Source organism: Sinorhizobium sp. GQ132, assembly GCF_059758575.1.
Genome location: NZ_JCAXDX010000003.1, coordinates 320,877 through 342,511, shown reverse-complemented (window position 1 = coordinate 342,511; position 21,635 = coordinate 320,877). Strand labels below are relative to the sequence as shown.

At 63.1% G+C, this 21,635-nt stretch carries 23 protein-coding genes; 11 read left to right on the top strand and 12 right to left on the bottom strand.

Going from position 1 to position 21,635, the window contains the following annotated elements; translation table 11 throughout:
• The first annotated feature begins 118 nt into the window (after positions 1-118).
• On the top strand, positions 119-622 hold the full coding sequence (locus tag AC6CIG_RS09920) for a GNAT family N-acetyltransferase (protein ID WP_018094517.1): 504 nt from the start codon (positions 119-121) through the stop codon (positions 620-622).
• Positions 623-645: 23 nt separating this feature from the next.
• On the opposite strand, the gene AC6CIG_RS09915 is transcribed toward AC6CIG_RS09920, so the two are convergent.
• The 3 genes from AC6CIG_RS09915 to AC6CIG_RS09905 all read right to left on the bottom strand — a co-directional run bounded on the left by AC6CIG_RS09915 (position 646) and on the right by AC6CIG_RS09905 (position 2,968).
• Positions 646-1,560 (bottom strand): c-type cytochrome, encoded by a 915-nt coding sequence (locus AC6CIG_RS09915; RefSeq protein WP_437408375.1) that lies wholly within the window; start codon positions 1,558-1,560, stop codon positions 646-648.
• A gap of 122 nt (positions 1,561-1,682) precedes the next feature.
• The gene (locus tag AC6CIG_RS09910) at positions 1,683-2,129 is read right to left on the bottom strand and encodes a c-type cytochrome (RefSeq protein WP_018094515.1); all 447 of its coding nucleotides are present in this window, start codon (positions 2,127-2,129) and stop codon (positions 1,683-1,685) included.
• Positions 2,130-2,329: 200 nt separating this feature from the next.
• The gene (locus AC6CIG_RS09905) at positions 2,330-2,968 is read right to left on the bottom strand and encodes a LysE family translocator (protein WP_100674530.1); all 639 of its coding nucleotides are present in this window, start codon (positions 2,966-2,968) and stop codon (positions 2,330-2,332) included.
• A gap of 127 nt (positions 2,969-3,095) precedes the next feature.
• Here AC6CIG_RS09905 and AC6CIG_RS09900 point away from each other — a divergent pair, with 127 nt between their 5' ends.
• Positions 3,096-3,809, top strand: coding sequence for a helix-turn-helix transcriptional regulator (locus tag AC6CIG_RS09900; protein ID WP_437408374.1), 714 nt, complete (start codon positions 3,096-3,098; stop codon positions 3,807-3,809).
• Between the two features lie 94 nt (positions 3,810-3,903).
• Here AC6CIG_RS09900 and AC6CIG_RS09895 read toward each other — a convergent pair whose 3' ends face one another.
• Positions 3,904-4,506, bottom strand: coding sequence for a superoxide dismutase (locus AC6CIG_RS09895; RefSeq protein ID WP_018094513.1), 603 nt, complete (start codon positions 4,504-4,506; stop codon positions 3,904-3,906).
• 231 nt (positions 4,507-4,737) lie between these two features.
• On the opposite strand from AC6CIG_RS09895, the gene AC6CIG_RS09890 reads away from it, so the two are divergent.
• A complete protein-coding gene (locus AC6CIG_RS09890) occupies positions 4,738-5,148 on the top strand; it encodes a VOC family protein (RefSeq protein WP_102761399.1) in 411 nt (136 codons plus the stop codon).
• A 75-nt stretch (positions 5,149-5,223) separates the two neighbouring features.
• Here the strand turns inward: AC6CIG_RS09890 and AC6CIG_RS09885 are convergent, their stop codons facing one another.
• Positions 5,224-6,105: a branched-chain amino acid aminotransferase gene (locus AC6CIG_RS09885; RefSeq protein ID WP_018094511.1), complete on the bottom strand. Its 882-nt coding sequence runs from the start codon at positions 6,103-6,105 to the stop codon at positions 5,224-5,226.
• Positions 6,106-6,258: 153 nt separating this feature from the next.
• On the opposite strand from AC6CIG_RS09885, the gene AC6CIG_RS09880 reads away from it, so the two are divergent.
• The 5 genes from AC6CIG_RS09880 to AC6CIG_RS09860 all read left to right on the top strand — a co-directional run bounded on the left by AC6CIG_RS09880 (position 6,259) and on the right by AC6CIG_RS09860 (position 10,514).
• Entirely contained in the window at positions 6,259-7,299 is a 1,041-nt protein-coding gene (locus AC6CIG_RS09880) for a zinc-dependent alcohol dehydrogenase family protein (RefSeq protein ID WP_018094510.1), read from the top strand.
• 67 nt (positions 7,300-7,366) lie between these two features.
• Positions 7,367-7,918, top strand: coding sequence for a phosphatase (locus AC6CIG_RS09875; protein WP_437408373.1), 552 nt, complete (start codon positions 7,367-7,369; stop codon positions 7,916-7,918).
• Positions 7,919-8,097: 179 nt separating this feature from the next.
• Positions 8,098-8,760: a haloacid dehalogenase type II gene (locus tag AC6CIG_RS09870; protein WP_437408372.1), complete on the top strand. Its 663-nt coding sequence runs from the start codon at positions 8,098-8,100 to the stop codon at positions 8,758-8,760.
• A 12-nt stretch (positions 8,761-8,772) separates the two neighbouring features.
• Positions 8,773-9,546: a trans-aconitate 2-methyltransferase gene (gene tam / locus AC6CIG_RS09865; protein WP_018094507.1), complete on the top strand. Its 774-nt coding sequence runs from the start codon at positions 8,773-8,775 to the stop codon at positions 9,544-9,546.
• A gap of 140 nt (positions 9,547-9,686) precedes the next feature.
• Complete coding sequence (locus AC6CIG_RS09860) at positions 9,687-10,514, top strand: aldo/keto reductase (protein ID WP_026168562.1); 828 nt, start codon at positions 9,687-9,689, stop codon at positions 10,512-10,514.
• A 96-nt stretch (positions 10,515-10,610) separates the two neighbouring features.
• On the opposite strand, the gene AC6CIG_RS09855 is transcribed toward AC6CIG_RS09860, so the two are convergent.
• Positions 10,611-11,006 (bottom strand): DUF2780 domain-containing protein, encoded by a 396-nt coding sequence (locus tag AC6CIG_RS09855; protein ID WP_018094505.1) that lies wholly within the window; start codon positions 11,004-11,006, stop codon positions 10,611-10,613.
• 290 nt (positions 11,007-11,296) lie between these two features.
• On the opposite strand from AC6CIG_RS09855, the gene AC6CIG_RS09850 reads away from it, so the two are divergent.
• Positions 11,297-12,859, top strand: coding sequence for a helicase HerA-like C-terminal domain-containing protein (locus tag AC6CIG_RS09850; RefSeq protein ID WP_100674540.1), 1,563 nt, complete (start codon positions 11,297-11,299; stop codon positions 12,857-12,859).
• A 363-nt stretch (positions 12,860-13,222) separates the two neighbouring features.
• On the opposite strand, the gene AC6CIG_RS09845 is transcribed toward AC6CIG_RS09850, so the two are convergent.
• A complete protein-coding gene (locus AC6CIG_RS09845; protein ID WP_010968954.1) occupies positions 13,223-13,645 on the bottom strand; it encodes an organic hydroperoxide resistance protein in 423 nt (140 codons plus the stop codon).
• Between the two features lie 108 nt (positions 13,646-13,753).
• Here AC6CIG_RS09845 and AC6CIG_RS09840 point away from each other — a divergent pair, with 108 nt between their 5' ends.
• Positions 13,754-14,230 carry a MarR family winged helix-turn-helix transcriptional regulator gene (locus tag AC6CIG_RS09840; RefSeq protein ID WP_018094502.1) on the top strand — a complete coding sequence of 159 codons (477 nt, stop codon included), beginning with the start codon at positions 13,754-13,756 and terminating at the stop codon, positions 14,228-14,230.
• A gap of 142 nt (positions 14,231-14,372) precedes the next feature.
• Here the strand turns inward: AC6CIG_RS09840 and AC6CIG_RS09835 are convergent, their stop codons facing one another.
• Both AC6CIG_RS09835 and AC6CIG_RS09830 read right to left on the bottom strand, forming a co-directional pair.
• Complete coding sequence (locus AC6CIG_RS09835) at positions 14,373-15,152, bottom strand: L,D-transpeptidase family protein (RefSeq protein WP_026168561.1); 780 nt, start codon at positions 15,150-15,152, stop codon at positions 14,373-14,375.
• A 185-nt stretch (positions 15,153-15,337) separates the two neighbouring features.
• Positions 15,338-17,656: a putative bifunctional diguanylate cyclase/phosphodiesterase gene (locus AC6CIG_RS09830; protein ID WP_437411636.1), complete on the bottom strand. Its 2,319-nt coding sequence runs from the start codon at positions 17,654-17,656 to the stop codon at positions 15,338-15,340.
• Positions 17,657-17,917: 261 nt separating this feature from the next.
• Between AC6CIG_RS09830 and AC6CIG_RS09825 the strand changes: the two genes are divergently transcribed.
• Positions 17,918-18,577, top strand: a complete 660-nt coding sequence (locus AC6CIG_RS09825; protein ID WP_437408369.1) for a glutathione S-transferase family protein — start codon at positions 17,918-17,920, stop codon at positions 18,575-18,577.
• A gap of 30 nt (positions 18,578-18,607) precedes the next feature.
• On the opposite strand, the gene AC6CIG_RS09820 is transcribed toward AC6CIG_RS09825, so the two are convergent.
• The 3 genes from AC6CIG_RS09820 to AC6CIG_RS09810 form a co-directional block, all read right to left on the bottom strand.
• Positions 18,608-19,516: a LysR substrate-binding domain-containing protein gene (locus AC6CIG_RS09820; RefSeq protein WP_437408368.1), complete on the bottom strand. Its 909-nt coding sequence runs from the start codon at positions 19,514-19,516 to the stop codon at positions 18,608-18,610.
• A gap of 386 nt (positions 19,517-19,902) precedes the next feature.
• Positions 19,903-20,523, bottom strand: a complete 621-nt coding sequence (locus AC6CIG_RS09815; protein ID WP_102761397.1) for a glutathione S-transferase family protein — start codon at positions 20,521-20,523, stop codon at positions 19,903-19,905.
• A gap of 90 nt (positions 20,524-20,613) precedes the next feature.
• Positions 20,614-21,621 (bottom strand): asparaginase, encoded by a 1,008-nt coding sequence (locus AC6CIG_RS09810; protein WP_018094496.1) that lies wholly within the window; start codon positions 21,619-21,621, stop codon positions 20,614-20,616.
• Positions 21,622-21,635 lie beyond the last annotated feature (14 nt).

The following is a 21,635-nucleotide window of genomic DNA, read 5'->3' as shown; positions in this document are numbered from 1 at the left end:
TATATTTTTGGCTGTTCCGATAGGAGCGGCCTGCTGATCATATTCAACAAGGCCGCCATCAGGCGGCTTTTGTTTTTCACGGCACCTGATGGCGGAAGAGAACCATTAGGAGCCGAGAATGCTGCAGACCGTCACCCCTACCCTTCAGCCCGTTCCGTCGGCCCGTGCGCCGATGGTGACGATCCGTTGCGCCAAGCCACGCGATCTCGCCGAATTGCGCGAGATGGTCGCCGAGCTTGCCGCCCATCACGGCGATGCCGCAACAGTCACGCCCGAACAGCTCGAGCGGGATCTCTTCGGACGCACGCCCTGGATCACGGCGCTGGTCGCCGAAGCCGGCGGCGCGTTGATCGGCTATGCCATTCTCGTCCCGCAATACCGGGCGGCCGAAGGTGCCCGCGGCATGGAAATGCACCACCTCTTCGTACGCCCCGGTCACCGCGGCACCGGCATCGGGCGCCACCTCGTGGCCAAGGCTCGCGAGCAGGCGAAAATGGCGGGCTGCGATTACCTCTCGGTCAGTGCCGCCACCGGAAACTTCCAGGCCCACCGTTTCTACGAGTCCGAGCGTTTCGTACCGCGCCCGGTAACCGGCATGCGCTACCTGCAGAGACTCGGGTGACGGAGGCCGCGGGTCGCTCCGGTTTACAGCGCCGGCAGCGCCTTGAGGTAGGCCGCGATCGCATCGCGGTCGGAGGCCGGCAGCTCCGCCATGTTCTTCTGGACCTCGACCATCGAGCCGCCGACCGTGTCGAAATCCGGCGTGAAGCCGGTTTCGAGATAGGAGGCGATGTCGGATGCACTCCAGCCCCCGATGCTTTTCGAAGACGGGGTGATGTCGGGAATTCGGCCTTCGCCTTCAGGATTGGGTGCGCCGGTGAGCCACCGGCCCTCCTCGAAGCCGCCAAGCGCATCGCGCGGCGTGTGACATTCGCCGCAATGACCAGGGCCCTCCACGAGGTATTGCCCGCGGGCGAGCTTGGTGTCGGCGGTATTGACCTGAGTACGCGGCTCAGCGTTGAGATACAGCAGCTTCCATGCGCCGAGCGCCTGGCGGACATTGTAGGGGAATGCCAGGTCGTGCGGAGGCGTCGCATTGCCGCTCTTCGGCAGCGTCTGCATGAAGCCCCAAAGGTCGTTCACGTCCTTCGCGGTCATCCGGATATAGGAGCCGTAGGGGAAGGAGGGATAGAGATGCTCGCCGTCCTTTCCGACGCCGCGCGTCATGGCGTCGCCGAACTCTGCAAGCGTCCAGCTGCCGATGCCAACGGTTTCATCGGGGGAGATGTTGGGCGGATAAAAGGTGCCGAAAGGGCTCTTCAAAGTGCGGCCGCCGGCAAGGACGAGCCTCTGGTCGTCCTTGGCGCCCGGAGCGGCGTGGCAGCTGACACAGCCGCCGGCCCAGAAGATCCGTTCGCCATTGGCAAGATCGGGCTCGCCGAGCCCCTCCCAATGAGCGGCGTCCCAACGATCGGGCTTGGTCAGCCACCAGGCGAGACTCCCTCCCGCCACCACCAGCAGGACCAGACCAGAAAGCAGATACCTCGCACGCCGGCCCATGGGCTCCTCTTGAGATCACGAATGCGGATGACAACGGCCGGAGGGCTTTTCGACCTGCTTGCGGAGAGCTCGCGCCGGCGAACCGGCGCGGTTCGAAACGGATTGGAAGGACCGTCTGATCGTCAATTCTTCTTCAGGCGGTAGGTCTCATGACAGCTGCTGCAGTCCTTTCCCAGAATGCCGAGCGCGGCGCCGACACCGGCCTGATCTGCGGGCAGTTGGGCAAGGATCTTTTCGGCGTCACCGCCGAGCTTGGCGGCCTTTTCCTTGAAGTCCTCCATGTTCTCCCAGATTTTCGGGCTCGCTTCGGTTTCCATTCCCGTCTCGGAGCCGGCCGGGAAGTGATCCGGGAAGACCTTCACCGTCTCGCTTATCGTCGCCAGAGATGCTTTGACGATCTCGGCGTCATAAGGTTTTTCACCCTTGGCGATGCCGCTGAGTTCGCCCGTGGCCTTTCCCACCTTTTTCATCAGCTGCTGACGCACCGCCTGCGGCTCGTCAGCCGCCGTCACGGCGGTCACGCCCAGGCCCGCCAGGGCTGCGGCAAGCATAAGAGCTCGTATCTTCATCATGTTCTCCGGTCTGACCCGCTTCCGCGGCGTGGTGTTCAAGCGCCGGCATGATGGCATTTTGGGTTTTCTACGGAAGTAACTTTTTATTGATGTGCTTGTCGATTCAGCACAATTCCCGACGCAATACCTGGCTGCGCGGCGACGCCTTCACATATTCAAATATGATAACAGAACTCATGTTTATACTTGAAGGAGTCTCAAACAGCCCCGCTCCAGCCGTGCCATACCGTGAAGATGGCGATGACGACGAGGAGGAGACCGGCGAGCCGGCCGATGGTCACCGTGGCACCGGGGCTGCCCACGAGGAAATCACGCCCGCGCCCGGCGGCAAGTGCAAGCCCGCCATAGACCGCAAGCTGCGTCAGCGCGATCATCACGGCCATGACGGCCGCCTGGGACCACACCGGGCCGAACTGCGGCTTGAGGAACTGCGGGTAGACCGCAAGCATGAAGAGATAGGCCTTGGGATTCATCAGGCTCGTCAGGGCGCCCTGCCGAAAACTCGCCCAACGCGACAGCCGTGCCCCTCCTTCGACGCCGCTGATGGTGATGGAACTGCGCAGGAGCGAAAAACCGATCCAGGCGATATAGGCCGCGCCGGCAGCGAGCAGCAGGTTGAAGAGCTGGGGCACCAGATGCAGGACGACGCTGACGCCAAGGGCTGCATAGAGCGTGTGCAGCACGCCGCCTGCCACGATTCCGGCCGTTGCGGAAAGCCCGGAAGCGCGCCCGCCGGTCATCGCATTGGCGAGGACGAAAACCATGTCCATGCCGGGAACGATGATGATGCCGAAGAGCAGGGTGAAAAAGAGCCAGAGGTTTTCCGCATAGGTCATGTCAGTTGCTCATCCGATTTCCGTGATATCCCAGGAGCGGATTGTTTAGTTTCAACCCGTTGGCGCGTGTTATATCTCTCTCCTACTGACAAGGTCGTGTCAGGAGTGAGCAGGTAGAGGCCGCTTCATGCGCAAGGCGTCGCGTCTTTTCGAAATCATCCAGATGCTGCGGCTCGCCCGTACACCGGTGACGGCGGCGCAAATCGCCGACGCGCTGGAGGTGACGCCCCGCTCGATCTACAGGGATATTGCCGCCCTGCAGGCGATGCGCGTGCCGATCGAGGGCGAGCGCGGCATCGGCTATATCCTGAGGCCCGGCTTTGACCTGCCGCCGCTGATGTTCTCGATCGAGGAGACGGAGGCGATCGTGCTGGCGCTTGCGCTTCTGGCTCGCACGGGCGACGAGGAGCTGAAGACGGCGGCACGGCGCGTCAATCAGAAGATCACCGGCGCCGTGCCGGAACCGCTGCGCAAGGCCTTCCAGTCACAGGCGCTGCACGCCTGGGGCACGATCGCCTCGCCGCCGCCGGCGGTCGACTTGGCCATGATCCGGCGGGCTATCCGTGACGAGCAGAAGCTGGTGCTGGACTATCGCGACGAGCTCGGGCGCGCGACCGAGCGCACAGTACTCCCGCTTGCGCTGATCTATTATTCCGAACACGCGATGATGGTCGCGTGGTGCGAATTGCGGCAGGATATCCGCAACTTCCGCGCCGACCGCGTTGAACACTGCGCACCCGCCGACACCTATTTCCGCGGCGAAGGCAACCGGCTGAGGCAGGTGTGGATTGCGGGATGGCAGGCGAATGCGGTTCGGCCCCTCGAGGCGGCGGACGGGTAGAAAACCGCGGCGAGATGGCCGTTGAAAACCGCCCCTCATAACGAAAGGCCCGGCGCAAGCGCCGGGCCGATTTCCCGCTGGGAGAAAGCAGCGCTTACTTTGCAGCCGCTTCGTACAGCTCGAGGACGTAATCCCAGTTGATGAGATTGTCGACGAAGGCTTCCAGGTATTTCGGACGCGCGTTGCGATAGTCGATGTAATAGGAATGTTCCCACACATCGACGCCGAGGATCGGGGTTGCGCCGTGGACGAGCGGGTTTTCGCCGTTCGGGGTCTTGGAGATTTCCAGCTTGCCGTTCTTAACGGAAAGCCAGGCCCAGCCCGAGCCGAACTGACCTGCGCCGGCAGCAATGAAATCGGCGCGGAACTTGTCGTAGCCGCCAAGGTCCGATTTGACCGCCGCATCGAGCTTGCCGGGCAGGCTGGTGCCGCCGCCGCCCTTCTTCATCCACTTCCAGAAGTGAACGTGGTTGTAGTGCTGGCCGGCATTGTTGAACAACGGCTGGTTGGTGCCGTAGGATTTCTTGACGATATCTTCCAGCGAAAGATCGGAAAGACCGGCTTCCTCGGCGAGCTTGTTGCCGTTCGTCACGTAAGCGAGGTGGTGCTTGTCGTGATGGTATTCGAGCGTTTCGCGCGACATGTACGGCGCAAGCGCATCGTAGTCATAGGGAAGGTTCGGCAATTCGAAAGCCATTGTGGCATCTCCTCTTGGCATGGATTTCGTCGGGGAAATCTGTCAGCGGAACATAGGCACCGCCTTGCAGGGAGGCAACCGATGCAGCGCCAAATTTTCGCTAACCCACGCAAAATACTTTCATTGCTTTCGTGACTTCCGTCTTCGCGCGCAAGCGCCTCGACGCGCCGCCTTGCGGTCCTATCTTACGTTATCGAGGGCATGTGCCCGACCGTGCCACAGGAGAAGACGATGGAATTTCACCAGGGACGGCTCATCGACCATGTGCATCTTCGCGTCGGGGACCTCAAGGCGAGCAAGCGGTTCTATCAGGCGGTGCTCGGCGCGCTTGGCCACCAGCCGACCTACGAGACCGACGAGTTCTTTGCGTTCGACGAGTTCTTCGTCGACGCGGCGGAGGATTACCGCACCCGCGTCCACCTCGCATTCCAGGCCTCGGGCCCCGATGCGGTGCAGCGGTTCTACGATGCCGGACTGGCCAATGGCGGCACCGACAATGGACCGCCCGGAGAGCGAAGCTACCATCCGGGCTATTATGCCGCGTTTCTCCTCGACCCGGACGGCAACAATGTCGAAGCCGTCTATCACGGACCGAACACGCGCTCGTCCGCCGATGTGGTCGTCCGTCCGCTTGAACCGTGACCTTCGAAGAGCGACTGGCGATGCCTCGCGCGTTCAGGGCGGCGGAGAATAACGGCCGGCTGAACTGAGAGGAGATCACTTCCCTCCGGTCGCGTGCGCCCAGTCCATGTAGAGATCGCGCGCCTTTGTCGCGACCGGACCGGCCTGCAATTCGCGCTGCTCGAGGCGGGTGACAGGCAGCACCTTGGAATAGTTGCCCGAGGTGAAGATTTCGTCGGCCCCTTCGAAATCGGCCATGGTCAAGCTGGTTTCGATCACTTCGAGGCCTGCCTCCCTGAGAAGGGCCATCACGCGCGAGCGGGTGATGCCGGCGAGGAAGGTCCTGTTGGCGGCCGGCGTGAAGACGACGCCGTCCTTCACCATGAAAATATTCGAGGAGCCGGTCTCCGCGATGTTGCCGAGCATGTCGCGCACCAGCGCATTGTCAAAACCGCGCGAACGTGCCTCGTTGAGGATGCGGGCGTTGTTGGGATAGAGGCAACCGGCCTTGGCATCGGTCGGCATGCATTCGAGCGTCGGCCGGCGGAAGGGAGAGAGCGTCAGCGACGAGCCGGCACGGCCATTGCCCATCGGCGCCTCGAAAAGGCAAAGCGCGAAGCGTGTCGATTCAGGATCCACCGCAACGACGCTCCAGGACCCGTGCTCGCCCCAATACATGGGCTTCACATAGACCGCCGTCTTGCCGTCGAACTTCTTCGCGCCTTCCCAGGTCAGTCCCTCGATCTCCTCGGCCGACATCGTTGGCCTGAGACCCAGAGCCTCGGCGGAGCGGTTGACGCGCCGGCAATGGAGGTCGAGGTCCGGCGCGATGCCGTCGAACCAGCGGGCGCCGTCGAATACGGTCGAACCGAGCCACATCGCATGGGATGTCGGGCCGATCAGCGGCGGGTTGCCGGCAAGCCATTCGCCGTCGACAAAGGTCCAGGTGGTGGATCGTGGGGATGTATCGACGGCCATCGGTGCCTCCTTCTTTCTTCACGCACTTCCGCTCTAGCCGGAAAAAGCAGCATGAGGGTGAATGGGTACATCAAAAAATGTCATGGCGTCCATTCTGGAGCCCTCCCGGGCGACGTGTCAGAATGATGAAAACGCCCCAAGGGAGAGATCTCGATGAAAGCGATGTATTACGATGCCTTCGAGAAGATGCCGGAGATCCGGACGCTTCCCGATCCGGCGCCGACCGAGAACGGGGTCGTCATAAAGATCGAGGCGACCGGCCTTTGCCGCAGCGACTGGCACGGCTGGATGGGGCACGACCCGGACATTCGCCTTCCGCATGTGCCGGGCCACGAACTGGCAGGCACGATCGCGGCGACCGGGCGCGGGGTCCTCCGCTACAGGATCGGCGACCGGGTGACGGTACCCTTCGTTTCCGGTTGCGGCCGCTGCTTCGAATGCAGCTCCGGCAACAGCCAGGTCTGCGAAGCGCAGTTTCAACCGGGTTTCACCCACTGGGGCTCGTTTGCGGAATATGTGGCGATCGACTTTGCCGAGCAGAACCTCGTGCATCTGCCCGAGAACATGGATTTCGCAACGGCGGCGAGCCTCGGCTGCCGCTTCGCAACCTCTTTCCGTGCGGTCGTCGACCAGGCCCGCGTCAAGGGCGGCGAGTGGGTGGCTGTGCACGGCTGCGGCGGTGTCGGCCTCTCCGCAATCATGATCGCCGCCGCACTCGGCGCCAACCCCATCGCCATCGACATCTCGGAGGAGAAGCTCGCCTTCGCCCGGACGCTCGGGGCGGTCGCCACCATCGACGGCCGCGAGACGGAGGACGTCGCGGGAGCTGTCAGGGAACTCACCCGAGGTGGCGCCCACGTCTCGCTCGATGCGCTCGGCTCGCCCGTTACCTGCTTCAACTCGATCAAAAATCTGCGCCGCCGCGGCCGGCACGTCCAGGTCGGGCTTATGCTGGCGGAGCACGCGACGCCGCAGATTCCGATGGCGCAAGTGATCGGCCATGAACTCGAGATCTATGGAAGCCACGGAATGCAGGCCTGGCGTTACGACGCGATGCTGGCAATGATCACCGCCGGGAAACTGAACCCGAAGCAGTTGATCGGCCGTGAGATATCGCTCGAAGAGGCGGCGCCGGCGCTTGCTGCGATGGACCGGGCGACGGACCTCGGCATCAGTGTCATCACGCGGTTCTGACCGGATTTCGGTTGCGTGCCGGCGCTGCTATTCTGCCGGCAATCCGAGACGAATCAGGAGGCACGTCATGGCTCTTGCGGTTCAGGCTATCGAGAGCGCCTGTTATCGGCCCGTACTCGACGCGAATCCGGCGCATCCGAACGGCTGGCCGGTGCGCCTCATCGTGAGCTCGCAAACCGAGGCGCGGCACAATCGCGCGTTATGGGCGCCGACGCATCTCGTCTCCATCCGAGCGCCAGCGACGCGTCTGCTTTCGATGATCGACCTGCCGCCGGAGCGGCATCTGGAACTCCGCTTCGGCGACACCATCGACCCGGATGCGCCGGATGCCGCGCGTCCGGCGGCCATCGAGGCGACATTTGACTTCATCGACAGCCTGCCCGGAGAGGCGCACCTGCTGGTTCACTGCCTCAGAGGCATCGGACGTTCGACGGCGCTGACCCTCGGTGTTCTGGCGCGCTATCTGGGACCGGAGGAGGCTGCGGCAGCGCTTCACGCGCTGCGCCCGGAGGCGAAACCGAACCGGCACGTGCTCGGCCTTTGCGACGCGGCCCTCGGCCTCAAGGGCAAACTTGCGAAACTGGCGCTGCGTTTCCCGGCAAAGGTTTGGAAAGATTGAACGAAGGCGGGCGACGAAGACATTGTGCGGCGCACAAAGTTTTGACATGATGCGCCAAAAGAATGCTGTGGCACAGCGTCTCCGACGCAGTGCCGCAAGCCCCTGCCCGGCGGCTACTCGCGCAAAATGGTGAAAACCTCCGGCGCGCCGACCGGACGGTGGATAGACGGGAGAACTCGATGTCTTACGCGGCCTATGTCTTCGACGCCTATGGCACGCTTTTCGACGTGCATGCGGCCGTACGCCGGCATGCCGAGGCGATCGGGCCGGACGGCCAGGCCTTTTCGGAACTCTGGCGCGCCAAGCAGCTCGAATATTCCTGGGTCCGCTCGCTCATGGGCGCCTATGTCGACTTCTGGGAATTGACCGAGCAGTCGCTCGACTACGCCTTTCAGCGCTTCCCCTCAGCCGATCCCGGGCTCAAAAAGCCGCTTCTCGATGCCTATTGGGCGCTCGACTGTTATCCGGAAGTTCCCGCGGTTCTCAAGGGATTGAAGGAACGTGGCGCCCGCATCGCCATTCTTTCCAACGGTTCGCCGGCCATGTTGGCCTCGGCCGTCAAGAACGCCGCACTCGATATCGTCATCGACGACGTTTTCTCGGTCGATGCCGTCAAGGCGTTCAAGACGGCACCGGCTGTCTACGACCTGGTGACGACGAGCTACCGGCTCTATCCGCAGGCGGTCTCGTTCCAGTCCTCGAACCGGTGGGATATCGCCGGCGCCACGAAATTCGGCTTTCGCACCGTCTGGATCAACCGGGCCGACGGGCCGGATGAATACAAGGACCATGGTCCTTCGCTGATCCTCCCCTCGCTCGAAAGCCTGCAATTCGGCGTATGAAGGAGCCCGCCCATGGCCTGGTCTGCAGCGCAATATGCCAAGTTCGAGGACGAACGGACGCGTCCGGCGCGCGACCTGCTGGCGCAGGTACCCGATCTGCCCGCCGGTCCAGCCTTCGACCTCGGCTGCGGCCCGGGCAATTCGACCGAGTTGATCCTCCAACGATTTCCGGGCAGCCCGCTCACCGGCATCGACAGCGACGATGACATGCTTTCGGCCGCCCGCACCCGCCTGCCGGACCTTCGCTTCGAAAAAGGCGACCTCGCCGCCTGGGCGCCGCCGGCGGAAAGCGCGCTCTTCTTTGCCAATGCGGTCTTCCAGTGGCTGCCGGAGCACGTCACGCTTTTCGAGCGGCTCATACTGGCGCTTGCGCCCGGCGGAACGCTTGCCGTGCAGATGCCCGACAATCTCGATGAATCGTCCCATCTTCTGATGGAGGAAACGGCAGAGGAGGCCGCCTTCGCCCCGGCCTTCGCGGGCCGCACCATTCGGCGCAGGTCCCTGCCCTCACCGGCTACCTATGTCGAAAGGCTCACCTCGAAGGAGGTCCGCGTCGACGTCTGGCACACCGTCTACTATCACCAGCTCGCAAATGCGAACGCGATCGTCGAATGGGTGAAGGGCACGGGATTACGCCCCTATCTGGACGCGCTGCCCACCACTCAGCGGGCGGGCTATCTCGCCGCCTATGCCGAAAAGATCAGGAAGGCCTATCCGGCGATGAAAAACGGGCGCGTGCTCCTGCGTTTCCCGCGGCTTTTCATCGTGGCGACAAAAAATCGCTAGAGCGGGAGTGCGTGCGGGTTCTCGCCGGCTCCGACAGGCGCGGTCCTATTTTCCGGACAAGCTTGAAGGCGCGCCTTGCGCGGACAAGAATAGGAGATCGCGCTTCGGCCCGCCGGGCGCTCGCAGTGAAGGAGTTCTCAATGCATGCAGTCAGTTCCAATGGCGCCAATATTCCCGCGCTCGGCTTCGGCACATTCCGTATGTCCGGAGCGGAGGTGCTTCGCATCCTGCCGCAGGCCCTGAAGCTCGGTTTCCGCCACGTGGACACCGCACAGATCTACGGCAACGAGGCGGAAGTCGGCGAGGCCATCCAGAAGTCCGGCATTGCACGGGCGGACATCTTCCTGACCACGAAGGTGTGGGTCGACAATTATCGCCACGACGCCTTCATCGCCTCGGTCGATGAGAGCCTGAGAAAGCTGAGAACCGACCATGTCGATCTGCTGCTTCTGCACTGGCCGGGGAGCGACGTGCCGATGGCCGAACGCATCGGCGCCCTGAACGAGGTGCGGAATGCCGGCAAAGTACGCCATATCGGCATCAGCAACTTCAACGCCGCGCAAATGGAAGAGGCGACGCGTCTCAGCGATGCGCCGATCGCCACGAACCAGGTCGAGTATCATCCTTATCTCGACCAGACGAAGGTCCTCCAGACGGCGCGGCGGCTCGGAATGTCGCTCACGGCTTACTATGCCATGGCCAACGGCAAAGTGCCTGCCGACCCGCTGCTCGCCGAGATCGGCAGCCGCCACGGCAAGACGGCGGCGCAAGTGGCGCTGCGCTGGCTCGTGCAACAGCAGGACGTGATCGTGCTTTCGAAGACGGCGACGGAGGCGCGGCTCAAGGAGAATTTCGCGATATTCGACTTCGCGCTGACGCGGGAGGAGATGGCGGCAGTCCGCGAGCTTGCCCGCCCGTCCGGGCGGATCGTCAATCCGCAGGGTCTTGCTCCCGAATGGGATGCGTGAGGTGAAGGCCTTTAGCGGCCCCCATGCCGCACCCCGGCCGTTACCTCCTCCGGCTGCCGGCCAGAGGGGGTAACGCCTGCCTGCGCATCAGAGCCATCAGACGAACTGGCTGAGGCCCGGAACGGAGGCAACCACCTCGTCGACGACCTCCTCGCCCGCCTTCTCCTTGGCAAATGCGATCGTCTCTTTGGCGAGCGCCGTAATCTCCCCCATGCCAAGACCCTGGCTCATCAATTGCTGCCCCAGCGCCATGACGCCGCCGCCTCCGCCGATCGCCGACATCAGGCCGCCAAGAAGGCCGCCACCACCGCTGCCCTCGCCATTGTACTGGGCGACCAGTTCGGGCGCACCGGGGATCGCCTCGATCATCTGGGCGACCGGGCCTTCGGCTGCCTCGCGCTGCAGGAAGCCGAGGATCATCCCGACTGCCTTTTCTGCCGTTGCGGTCTCGATTCCGACATTTTCCGCCACGCGCGTGACCAGTTCACTCATGGAAATCTCCTCGATCGAATTTTGACGTTAACGTCAAGGTAAATGAACGATGCCGGAATGACAAGAGCATCGAAACGGACGCCGATTACCATATTCCGCCACCTCGCAGCATCGTTTCACGGGGCTCGCCAGATGGCAATCCGGCCTTGTTCCCGCCCGCAATCATGTTGCCGGGAACAGACGCACCGCCTATAACAGATGCACGCTATGTTTCGATGACCGACTTTGTGCGACATGCGGGAAATACCCGCTTTCATTGATAAAATTGACAAGACGGAGATGAAGCCCCCATGCTGCAGGAAGGCAAGATCTATATCGGAACCAGCCGCAAGCCGGACGATTCGATCAACAAAGGCGAATATCTGGAGCTGAAGTTCGGCAACCGCCACGGGCTGATCACCGGCGCCACTGGGACCGGCAAGACCGTGACGCTGCAGATCCTGGCCGAGGGTTTCTCGAATGCGGGCGTTCCGGTCTTCTGCGCGGACGTGAAGGGCGACCTGTCCGGTATCGGCGCCATGGGCGAGCCCAAGGACTTCCTGCTGAAGCGTGCCGAGCAGATCGGCCTCGAGCCTTACGATTTCCAGGAATTCCCGGTGATCTTCTGGGATCTCTACGGCGAGAAGGGCCACAGGGTCCGCACCACCATTTCCGAAATGGGCCCACTTCTTCTGTCGCGGCTGATGAATGCGACGGACGCGCAGGAAGGCGTGTTGAACATCGCCTTCAAGATCGCCGACGAGGGCGGCCTGCCGCTGCTCGACCTCAAGGACCTGCAGGCGCTCCTCAATTACATGGGAGAGAATGCGAGCGAGCTTTCCAATCGGTTCGGCTTCATCTCCAAGGCCTCCGTCGGCTCTATCCAGCGCGAACTCCTGATTCTGGAGCAGCAGGGTGCTGAGCATTTCTTCGGCGAGCCGGCGCTGAAGATCACCGACATCATGCGGACCACCAATGACGGGCGCGGCGCGATTTCGGTGCTTGCCGCCGACAAGCTGATGATGAACCCGCGTCTCTACGCGACCTTCCTGCTGTGGCTCTTGTCCGAGCTGTTCGAAGAACTGCCCGAAGTCGGCGATCCCGACAAGCCGAAGCTGGTGTTCTTCTTCGACGAGGCACATCTGCTCTTCAACGATGCGCCGAAGGTTCTCGTCGAGCGTGTCGAGCAGGTCGTCCGCCTGATCCGCTCTAAAGGCGTCGGCGTCTATTTCGTCACGCAGAACCCGCTGGACGTACCGGAGACGGTCCTCGCCCAGCTCGGCAACCGCGTCCAGCATGCGTTGCGCGCCTATTCCCCGCGCGAACAAAAGGCCGTCAAGACGGCTGCCGACACATTCCGCCCGAACCCCGACTTCAATTGTGCCGACGTGATCACGAATCTTGGCACCGGCGAAGCTCTGGTCTCGACGCTCGAGGGCAAGGGATCGCCGTCAATCGTCGAGAGAACCCTGGTCCGGCCGCCTTCGTCGCGCCTTGGCCCGCTCACGGATGCGGAGCGGCAGAAGGTGGTGGACGTGAGCCCGGTGCGCGGTCTCTACGACGAGGACTTCGACCGCGACTCGGCTTATGAGATGCTTGCCAAACGTGCAGCCAAGGCAGCGGAACAGGCGGAGGCTGCCCGGCAGGCGGAAGAAAAACCCGCCGAGGAGACTTCCGGCGGCAGCCGCTGGACCCTGCCCGGCTTCGGCGACGATGCGGCCGAAGCGCCTTCCGGCAAGCAGGCCCGGCCGCGATCCTCCGGCTACAAGCGGGAAACCATCATGGAAGCTGCGATGAAGTCGGTCGCGCGAACGGTTGCGACCCAGGTGGGGCGAGCCCTTGTGCGCGGAATACTCGGCAGTCTGAAGCGCTAGACCACATCGTTGAGACGCGGGATGCGGGCGGAAAACTGCACATAGTTTTCCTGCGCGTCTGATAAGACGCGCGGCGCTGTAGGGAATTTTTCGGAGGACTGCAATCTCTCCTCTTCCTCATCGTGCTCGTCACAGGGATCCAGCAGCGCCGCGTCTGCGGCGCGGGAAGCGTTCTTTCAGCCCAAGGACTTGGTCTGGCTGCACCCCTGTGACGAGCACAGGGACGAGGCGATCAAACAAGCCGCGGCGGGTGGCCCGAATCTCAACAGGCCTCAGATCGATCCCCGACACTTGCTTGCGGCGGAACTGCCGGGGCAGGCCGAAGCCCGGGGTTACGGGCTTCGGCTGTCTGCAACGGTCCTATCAGGCCACCGTCAGCTTAACGTCGACATTGCCCCTGGTCGCATGGCTGTAAGGGCAAACGATATGCGCCTTCTGGACGAGGTCTTCCAGCACCGCCTTTTCCACGCCGGGCGACGAGATTTCCAGCGCCGCGTCGATGAAGAAGCCTGTCCCGTCGTCGCGGGGTCCGATGCCGACCGTGCCCGTCACCGTCGTGTCTTCCGCAAGCTTTACCTTCTCCTTGCCGGCGACGAATTTCAGTGCACCGAGGAAGCAGGCGGAATAGCCGGCGGCAAAGAGTTGCTCGGGATTGGTGCCGCGCGCGCCGTCGCCTCCGAGTTCCTTTGGAACGGTCAGCGTCACGTCGAGAACGCCGTCCTTGCTCTTGGCCTGGCCGGCGCGGCCGCCGGTCGCGGACGCGGTAGTGCGGTAGAGGATGGGCATGACAGTCTCCTTCCTTGTGGTTGCCGAATTTATATATCGTAAGATTAAATAGCGCGCAAATTAATTTTGCAAATTGCTTTGCCGGCGTGAATTTGCGACAATGACATAATGACGAGGAAAGCGGCAAAATTCGACGCAGAGTCCGATGAGGTGCTGGCGCTCGGCCGCCAGCTCTGTTTCGCCGTCTACTCGGCGGCGCATGCCTTCAATCGCGCCTACAAGCCGTTGCTCGACCGCTTCGGGCTGACCTATCCGCAATATCTCGTGCTGCTCACGCTCTGGCAGCAGGACCGCATGACGGTGAAACGAATCGGCGAAGAGCTGGGCCTCGATTCAGGCACCCTTTCGCCTCTGCTCAAGCGGCTGGAAGCAGGCGGATATGTCCGCCGCGTACGCGATGCGGCGGACGAGCGGCAGGTGATCGTCAGCCTGACGGATGGCGGCCGGGAACTGAAGGCCGAAGCCTTCGGTATTCTGCGCGACATCGGCAGTGCATCAGGCTGCAGCCTGGAGGAGGTCGGCGAATTGCGCGACGCGCTGCACAGGCTGACGCAGCGGCTTGCCGGGAGTCGACACGAAAGCTGACAAGAGGACCTGCAGGAAAAGTGTGTACGGCTTTCCGTCCGGAAGTTCGCAGTTAACGCTTTCGCTGGTCATCAAAACGCAGAAAGAAGCGATTTTCGCCGCAGAGATGAACGGCTCCTTCGTTACGCCCCCGCACAGGCCGTCAAATGACGAGGATCGGCGCCTTGTTGCGCACGCGATCGTAAAGATCGATCACGTCCTGATTGACCATGCGGACGCAACCGGAAGAGACCGCCTTGCCGATCGATTGCCATTCGGGCGTCCCGTGGACGCGATAGAGCGTATCCTGGCCGTTCTGGAAGATGTAGAGCGCGCGCGAGCCGAGCGGATTGTCGAGTCCCGGCGGCATGCCGCCATTATCGGCGGAATATTTCGCCAGTACCGGCTGACGGGCGATCATTTCGTTCGGCGGCGTCCACTTCGGCCATTTCTGCTTCCACTGGATCAGACCGCGGCCCGACCAGGCGAAGCCTTCGCGGCCTAACCCGACGCCATAGCGCATCGCCCGCCCGCCCGGCTGGACGAGGTACAGATAGCGGTCGGCCGTATCGACGACGATCGTGCCCGGGGCCTCACCGAAGGGATCGCCGACCTCCTGGCGATAGAAGCGCGGATCGATCTGTCTGAAGGGCACCTCCGGGATGAGAAAGCCGCCATCCTCCCGCGCCGCATAGATCTCCGCGTAATAGGCATCCTGTGGCGGCAGGCCGATCGGCCCCTCGCCGACCGGTCCCTCGAAGATCCCGCCCGGCGGCCCGTTCCAGCGGCTTTCGAGCGCAGGATTGCGGTAGACCGGCATCGTTTGCTCGCGGAAGCGGTTCGTGTTCATCGATGAGGTGCAGCCCGCAAGTCCGGCGGAGGCGATTGCCAAGCCGGATGTGCGGAGAAACTGACGTCGGGACAAAGCTGGCAGTGATGACATCTAACTCTAACGGGGTTGTGCTGCACGGAAAGAGTCCAGGTGCTCCATTCCGAGGGCCGGATCAAGGTGCTTCGAAAGTGAATCGTTGCGAAGCCGTCTCGAATGGTTATCGGCAAGTCGGAACGGGACGCAAGCGGAAACCGCTCCCTGTGGCACCAGATTGCATTTACGGACGCTCGCGAACATCACGGCCGCTGGGAGGAAAGCATCGCTTCGAAATCCTCGCCCGACAAGGGCTGGCTGAAGAAGTAGCCCTGGATCTCGTCGCAGCCGCTTTCTTTGAGAAACTCGACCTGGGCCTTTGTCTCGACACCCTCGGCAATGACGCGCAGGCCGAGGTTCTGGGCAAGCGAGATGATCGCGGACGTAATCGCCATGTCGTCGGCATCGTGCGGAATGTCCGTCACGAAGGACCGGTCGATCTTCAGCCGGCGCACCGGGAAGCGCTTGAGCGCACTGAGGCTCGAATAGCCTGTCCCGAAATCGTCGATCGCAAGGTGCACGCCGATCGCCTCCAGCGCATGCATCGTGGCGATCGCCCCCGGCACGTCCTGCATGATCAGACTTTCGGTGAGCTCGAGTTCGAGGTAACGGGCCTCGAGGCCGGTCTCCTCCAAAACCGCCGCCACACGCGCCGCCCAGTTGCGCTCGCGGAACTGCCGCGCGGAAACGTTGACGCTGACGATCAGCGGCGGCAGACCGGCGTCCTGCCAGGCCTTCAACTGGCGGCAGGCGGCGCGCAGGACCCAGTCTCCAATCGGCACGATCAGACCGGTTTCCTCGGCGAGCGGAATGAATGCCGCAGGCGAGATGATGCCGCGCATCGGGTGCTGCCAGCGCAACAGCGCCTCCGCAGCGAAGATGCGGCCGGTCTCGAGGCTCATCTGCGGTTGGAAATGCAGCAGGAACTCCTCCCGCGCAAGCGCCTCGCGAAGCTCTTCTTGCGACTGGAGTTTTTCATGGGCTCTCGCGGCCATCGCCTCGGTGAAGACCTGGATGTTGTTGCGGCCGAGCTCCTTGGCGCGATACATGGCCATGTCGGCATTGGCGAGAAGTTCGCCCGCCGTCGTGCCCTGGTTGGGGAAGCAGGCCACGCCCATGCTGCAGTTCACCTGCAGGGAGCGGCCCTGCAACTGCACCGGCATGGCGATTGCAGCGCGGATATCCTCCAGCCGCGACAGCACGACGTCCCGTTCCTTCGGCAGGCCGTTCAGGAGGATGATGAACTCGTCGCCGCCGACACGCACGACGGAATCGGACCTGCGCACGGCACCCCGCATGCGCCCGGCTACGACCTTCAGGAGCTCATCACCTGTGGCGTGCCCAAGGCTGTCATTGATCAGTTTGAAATCGTCGAGGTCGAGAAAGGCGAGCACGGCCCATTGATCCCGCTCGCGGATCTCCTCGAGCATGCCGGCGACCTGCTCCTCGAAAAGCACGCGGTTCGGCAGCCCCGTCAAGGCGTCGTGATGAGCCATGAAACCGATGCGATCCTCCGCCCGCTTGCGCTCGATCGCTATTCCGGCGAGATGAGCGGCCATGGCAATCAGTTCCTGCTGCTGCTCGCTCGGCGTTCCGACCTCCTGCGCATAGAGCGCGAATGTTCCGAGCACATTGCGCTCGCGCGACAGGATGGGCGTGGACCAGCAGGAACGGAGGCCGGAGGGCCTCAGGAGAGGCGCGTATTCCTCCCAGAGCGGGTCTGCGAAGACGTCGGAAACGATCACCTGTTCGCCGCACCAGGCAGCCGTTCCGCAGGAGCCGGCCGCAGGGCCGATCTCGGCGCCATGGATGGCGGCGCAATAATCCGCGTCGAGGCTGGGGGCAGCGCCGTGCAGGAGATGCTCGCCATCCTCCGAAAGGAGCAGGATGGAGGCCTTGATGCCGGGCAGCAGCGCTTCGATCATCAGCACCAGCTCGTGGAAGAACTCACCAAGGGGCCTGCCCTTGGCGATCATTTCCAGCAGCCGGGCCTGACCCTCGAGCAGGCGCTCCGCGGCCTTGCGATCGCTGATATCGCGCGAGATGCCGACGATACCGATGATCCCGCCGCTCTTGCTGCGCAAGGGCACTTTCGAGGTCATCAGCCAGCGATCGCGGCCCTTGGTCACGATGGCGCGTTCCTCGATGCCGAAGATCGGCTCGCCGGTTTCCAACACGCGCCGCTCGGTATCGGCGACGGCCTGGGCGAATTCGTGCGGGTGCAGATCGAAATCGGTCTTGCCGACGAGGTCCCGCAGGCTTTCAAGGCCGTTGTCGGCGACCGTCGCCTCGTTGGCGATCAGGAAGCGCCCCGCCGTATCCTTCGCATAGATATAATCGGGAACGTGGTTGATCATCGCTTCGAGCCAGTAGTGGCGGTCGGCCATGTCGGGTTCGGGCGGAAAGAGACGCGCGACCTCGTCGGCAAGGCGGCTGCCGGCATCGATCAGCCGGCGCGTCTGCGCATTGTCGTCCGCGTTCAGGTCGGCATATCGGATGCTGCGGGACGTTTTTCTTGCCAAGCGAAACCTCCGAAGGAGCGGCGCTCGCGCAGATTTAGCGAAAAGAGGTTATGCTTCCCTAAACTCCACAGCGAAAAATCGTCTAAAGGTTGTGCAGAGCCACTTCGCATCAAAAGAATTCATGCGACCTATCATTGCCGACGGCTTCTGCCGAGGACGGCGATGGCCTACAGCATGACCATGCAGGAGTTACAGCGTCCTTTGCGCGTCTGTCCGACGCGCGCTGCAAGGAGCTGAACGACAATCGGAGGACGGCGGGAAATGCTGACGATCTATGGAGTTTACCGTTCGCGCGCGTCGCGCAACTATTGGATGGCGGGGGAACTCGGCCTGCCCTTCCGATCCGTGCCGGTTCTCCAGGCGCGCCGGGTCGCCGATCCGCTGGCCGCGGATGCCCCCCTCAATACGAAGTCGCCGGGCTTCCTCGCCATAAACCCGATGGGCCTCATACCCGCGATCGAGGATGACGGGTTGGTGCTGACCGAGTCGCTCGCCAACAATCTTTATCTCGCCCGCAAACACGGCGGACCGCTGGCACCGGCCGATATCCGGGAGGAAGGGCAGATCGGTAACTGGACGATGTGGGCGGCGACCGAGGTCGAGCCGCATGCGGTGAAGATCGTTCTCGCCCATGACAAGGGGATCGAGGACACGCCGGAAGGGCGGACGGAGATCGCGGCCTGCGCCCGCTCCCTTGAAAAGGCCTTTTCCGTACTCGAAACGCACCTCGCCGATCGCGACTACGTGGTGGGTGACCGCTTTACCGTCGCGGACCTCAATCTCGCGGAGGTTTTCCGCTACACGATGAGCCAGCCGGACCTTTTCGAAAGGCACCGCCAGGTCAAGGCCTGGCTGGCGCGCTGCCAATCCCGCCCCGCCTTCAAGGCGATGATGGAGGAACGGCTGAAGGAACCGGAATAAGGCACCTGGCTGGGTGAGCGAAGGGTCTTCTCATCCCGTCATCGCCGCGAGCTGCCGCATTCCGTCCTCGACTTCCTCGCGCACCCAGCGTTTGAAGGCGGCAGCGCCCTTGCTTCCGCGGCGTGAGACGGAGGTGACGAAGTAGTGCCCGAAGCCGGTCTTGGCGCGAATGCCGAACGGCGCCACGAGAGACCCCCTCAGCAGCGCGTATCCGGCAAGCGTCTGCCAGGCAAGCATCACCCCCTGCCCGGCAATCGCCGCATCGAGCGCCAGGGAAGCGTCGTTGAAGGTGTGGCGCACCGTCATGGCCGCACCGGTGAGGCCGGCGGTCTTGAGCCATAGTTCCCAGGAAAACATTGCGTGCGCATCGATCACCGCGGGCAGCTTCAGTATGTCCGCGGGCTCACGAAGTCCGGCGGCCAGTGCCGGCGAGCAGACCGGGAAGACCTCCTGCTCGAGCAGCAGTTCCGATCGCACGCCGGGCCAGCGTCCAGCCCCGACGCGGATGCCGAGATCGACATCGGAGGTCTCCAGATTGGCGAGCGTCGTGGTCGCGTCGATCCTCAGCCGGATGTCCGGATTACGCTCGGCGAAGCGGTCCAGCCGGTAGACGAGCCAGCGCGCCGCAAAGACCGGCGCGACCGACACCGTCAATACCGAATCGTCACGACGTCGTGCCTGGGCGACTGCCTCGGCGAGCTCCCTGAACGCGCTCGACAATCGCGTCAGCAGCGCGCGCCCGCTATCTGAAACCACAAGCCCCCGCGGCGAGCGCTCGAAAAGCGTACGACCGAGTTGCGCCTCGGTCTTGGCAATCTGCTGGCTGACGGCGCCGGCGGTGACGCCGAGCTCCTCCGCCGCAGCGGCGAGCGAGCCCAGGCGGCCGACCGCCTCGGCCGCGCGCAATCCGTTCAGGTGAACCTTATTCAGGTCTTTCATATAGTTTTTCTAAACCGCTCCCCTCGCAATCTCAATTGCAAACTTCGACAAAGAGGTGGATTCTCCTCCTACAGATTGAGGGGTTGAGCGGCCGGCGTGACCGGCTGCGCTACCCCAATCCGAGCTGAACGGTGACTGTATGCTGAAGTTTTTCTCAATACTGAAGCGCCCCGAGGCCTCGTCCGACAGTGTTCGAGGACTCGCCTCCGACTGGATGCGCGACCCTCTCCAGCATCCGGATCTCTTCCGTATGGGTGAACGCGAACTCGCGGATCTGCCGTTCCCCGGATGGCCTTGGCCTCGCACTGGGGCAGAGAACCTCTGCAACTGAGGACGACCAACGCCCGTTTTAACGCTTCGGCTCCGCCGATCCCGGCCGATTGCCGTTACGACTGCACTTCAGCCAGAACCTTGGCGACGGCCGGGCGCTCGGCCATCCGGTTGCGATGGTCGAGGATTCGCGGAAACCGGGCCGGATCGACACCGTCCGACTCGAGCCAGCCGGCGATGGTGAAGAGATAGGGATCGGCGACCGAATAGGCGTCGCCCCTGACAAAGGGGCCGACGAACATCGTGCGCTCGATGAGCGCGAAGCAGTCGGCCATGTTCTGCTGCACCTTGGCCTTCATCGCCTCCTGCGCCGCCGGGTCGTCTGCCCACCGCGCGGCCCGGCGCGCATGGGCATGAGCGACGTGAACCGTCGAGCAGAGATAGCTCAGAAACGACTGCAGCCGCGCGAACTCGAAAGGATCGTCAAGCGGCGCAAGCCGCGCCTTCGGGAAGCTTTGGGCGATATAGGCGAGAATGGCCGGCGTCTCCGTCAGGATACCGCGGTCGGTCACGAGGGCGGGCACCCGCCCCTTTGGGTTGATGGTGAGGTAGTCCGGCTTGGTCTGCTCGGCTTTGGAAAAATCGACCCGATGCACTTCATAGTCGGCACCGGCTTCCTCCAGCGCGATGTGCGAGGCAAGCGAGCAGGTTCCCGGCGTATAAAACAGTTTCAGCATCGTTCTTCCTCCCAAATTGCGCGGCTGACGGCGGCGCCGAAGCACAGAAGATCGAATCGCCGCGATTGACAAGTCCTGAGCGAGATCGCGTCAGGCGGCAAAGGCTTCCGTCACCCGCACGTCGCCGACGTGCATTCCGTTCCAGTTGCGCATCGCGTGATTGGCCTGAGCCATCAACGCCTCATGGATTTCGTCATCGTCCGAAAAGAAGCGCGCAAGCGTCGCGGCGACCATCGCCTCGGCGGCCCGGGTCGTGCCATCCTCGCATTTCAGCGCGATGCCGATACCCTTTTCCGGTATCGCCGCACAGAATACGCCCTCGGCGCCGGTCTTCGCAAAAATGCGGCCGGGTGCCGTCTTCATCAGCCGCGTGCAAGCGCGCTTGGTGCCGGCGACGTAGAAGGGTTCGGCCATGCAGGCGTCGATCAGACGCTTCGAGGCCCGCGCCCGCTCCGTCCCGAGACCGACTCCGCTCGCCATCCTGGCAAAGCCGTGAGCAAGTCCTTTCATCGAGAGCGCGTAGGTGGGGATCGAGCAGCCGTCGACGCCGCAATTGTCGCGATCAAGAATCGCTCCGGTCAGCTCCGCCATGACCCCGCGGATTTCCTGCTGGATCGGGTGGTCATAGCCGATATAGCCTTTGACCTCGGTCCCGGAATGGCAGCAGGCGCAGACGAAGCCCGCATGCTTGCCCGAGCAGTTGTTGTGAAGCGCGCTCGGCGCTTCGAGTGAGCGGGCCTGCGCGATCAGCGTCTTCTGGTCGGAGGACCAATGGGCGCCGCACTCAAGCGCCTGGACGTCCCGCCCCGCAGCCGTCAGCATTTTGGCGGCGAGCGCCACATGTTCCGGCTCCCCCGAATGCGACGAGCAGGCCAGCGCCAACTCCCGATTGCCGAAATCGTAGGCGTCGGCGGCACCGCTTTCGATCAGCGGCAGGGCCTGCATTGCCTTGCAGGCGGAGCGCGGAAAGATATGAGCATCCGTTTGGCCAAGGGAGAACAGCGTCTTTCCGTCGCCATCGACGGCGACGATCATGCCTCGATGGCGACTTTCGACCAGATTTCCGCGCGTTACTTCGACCAGAACCGGATTCGACATCGGCTGCCCTCAAT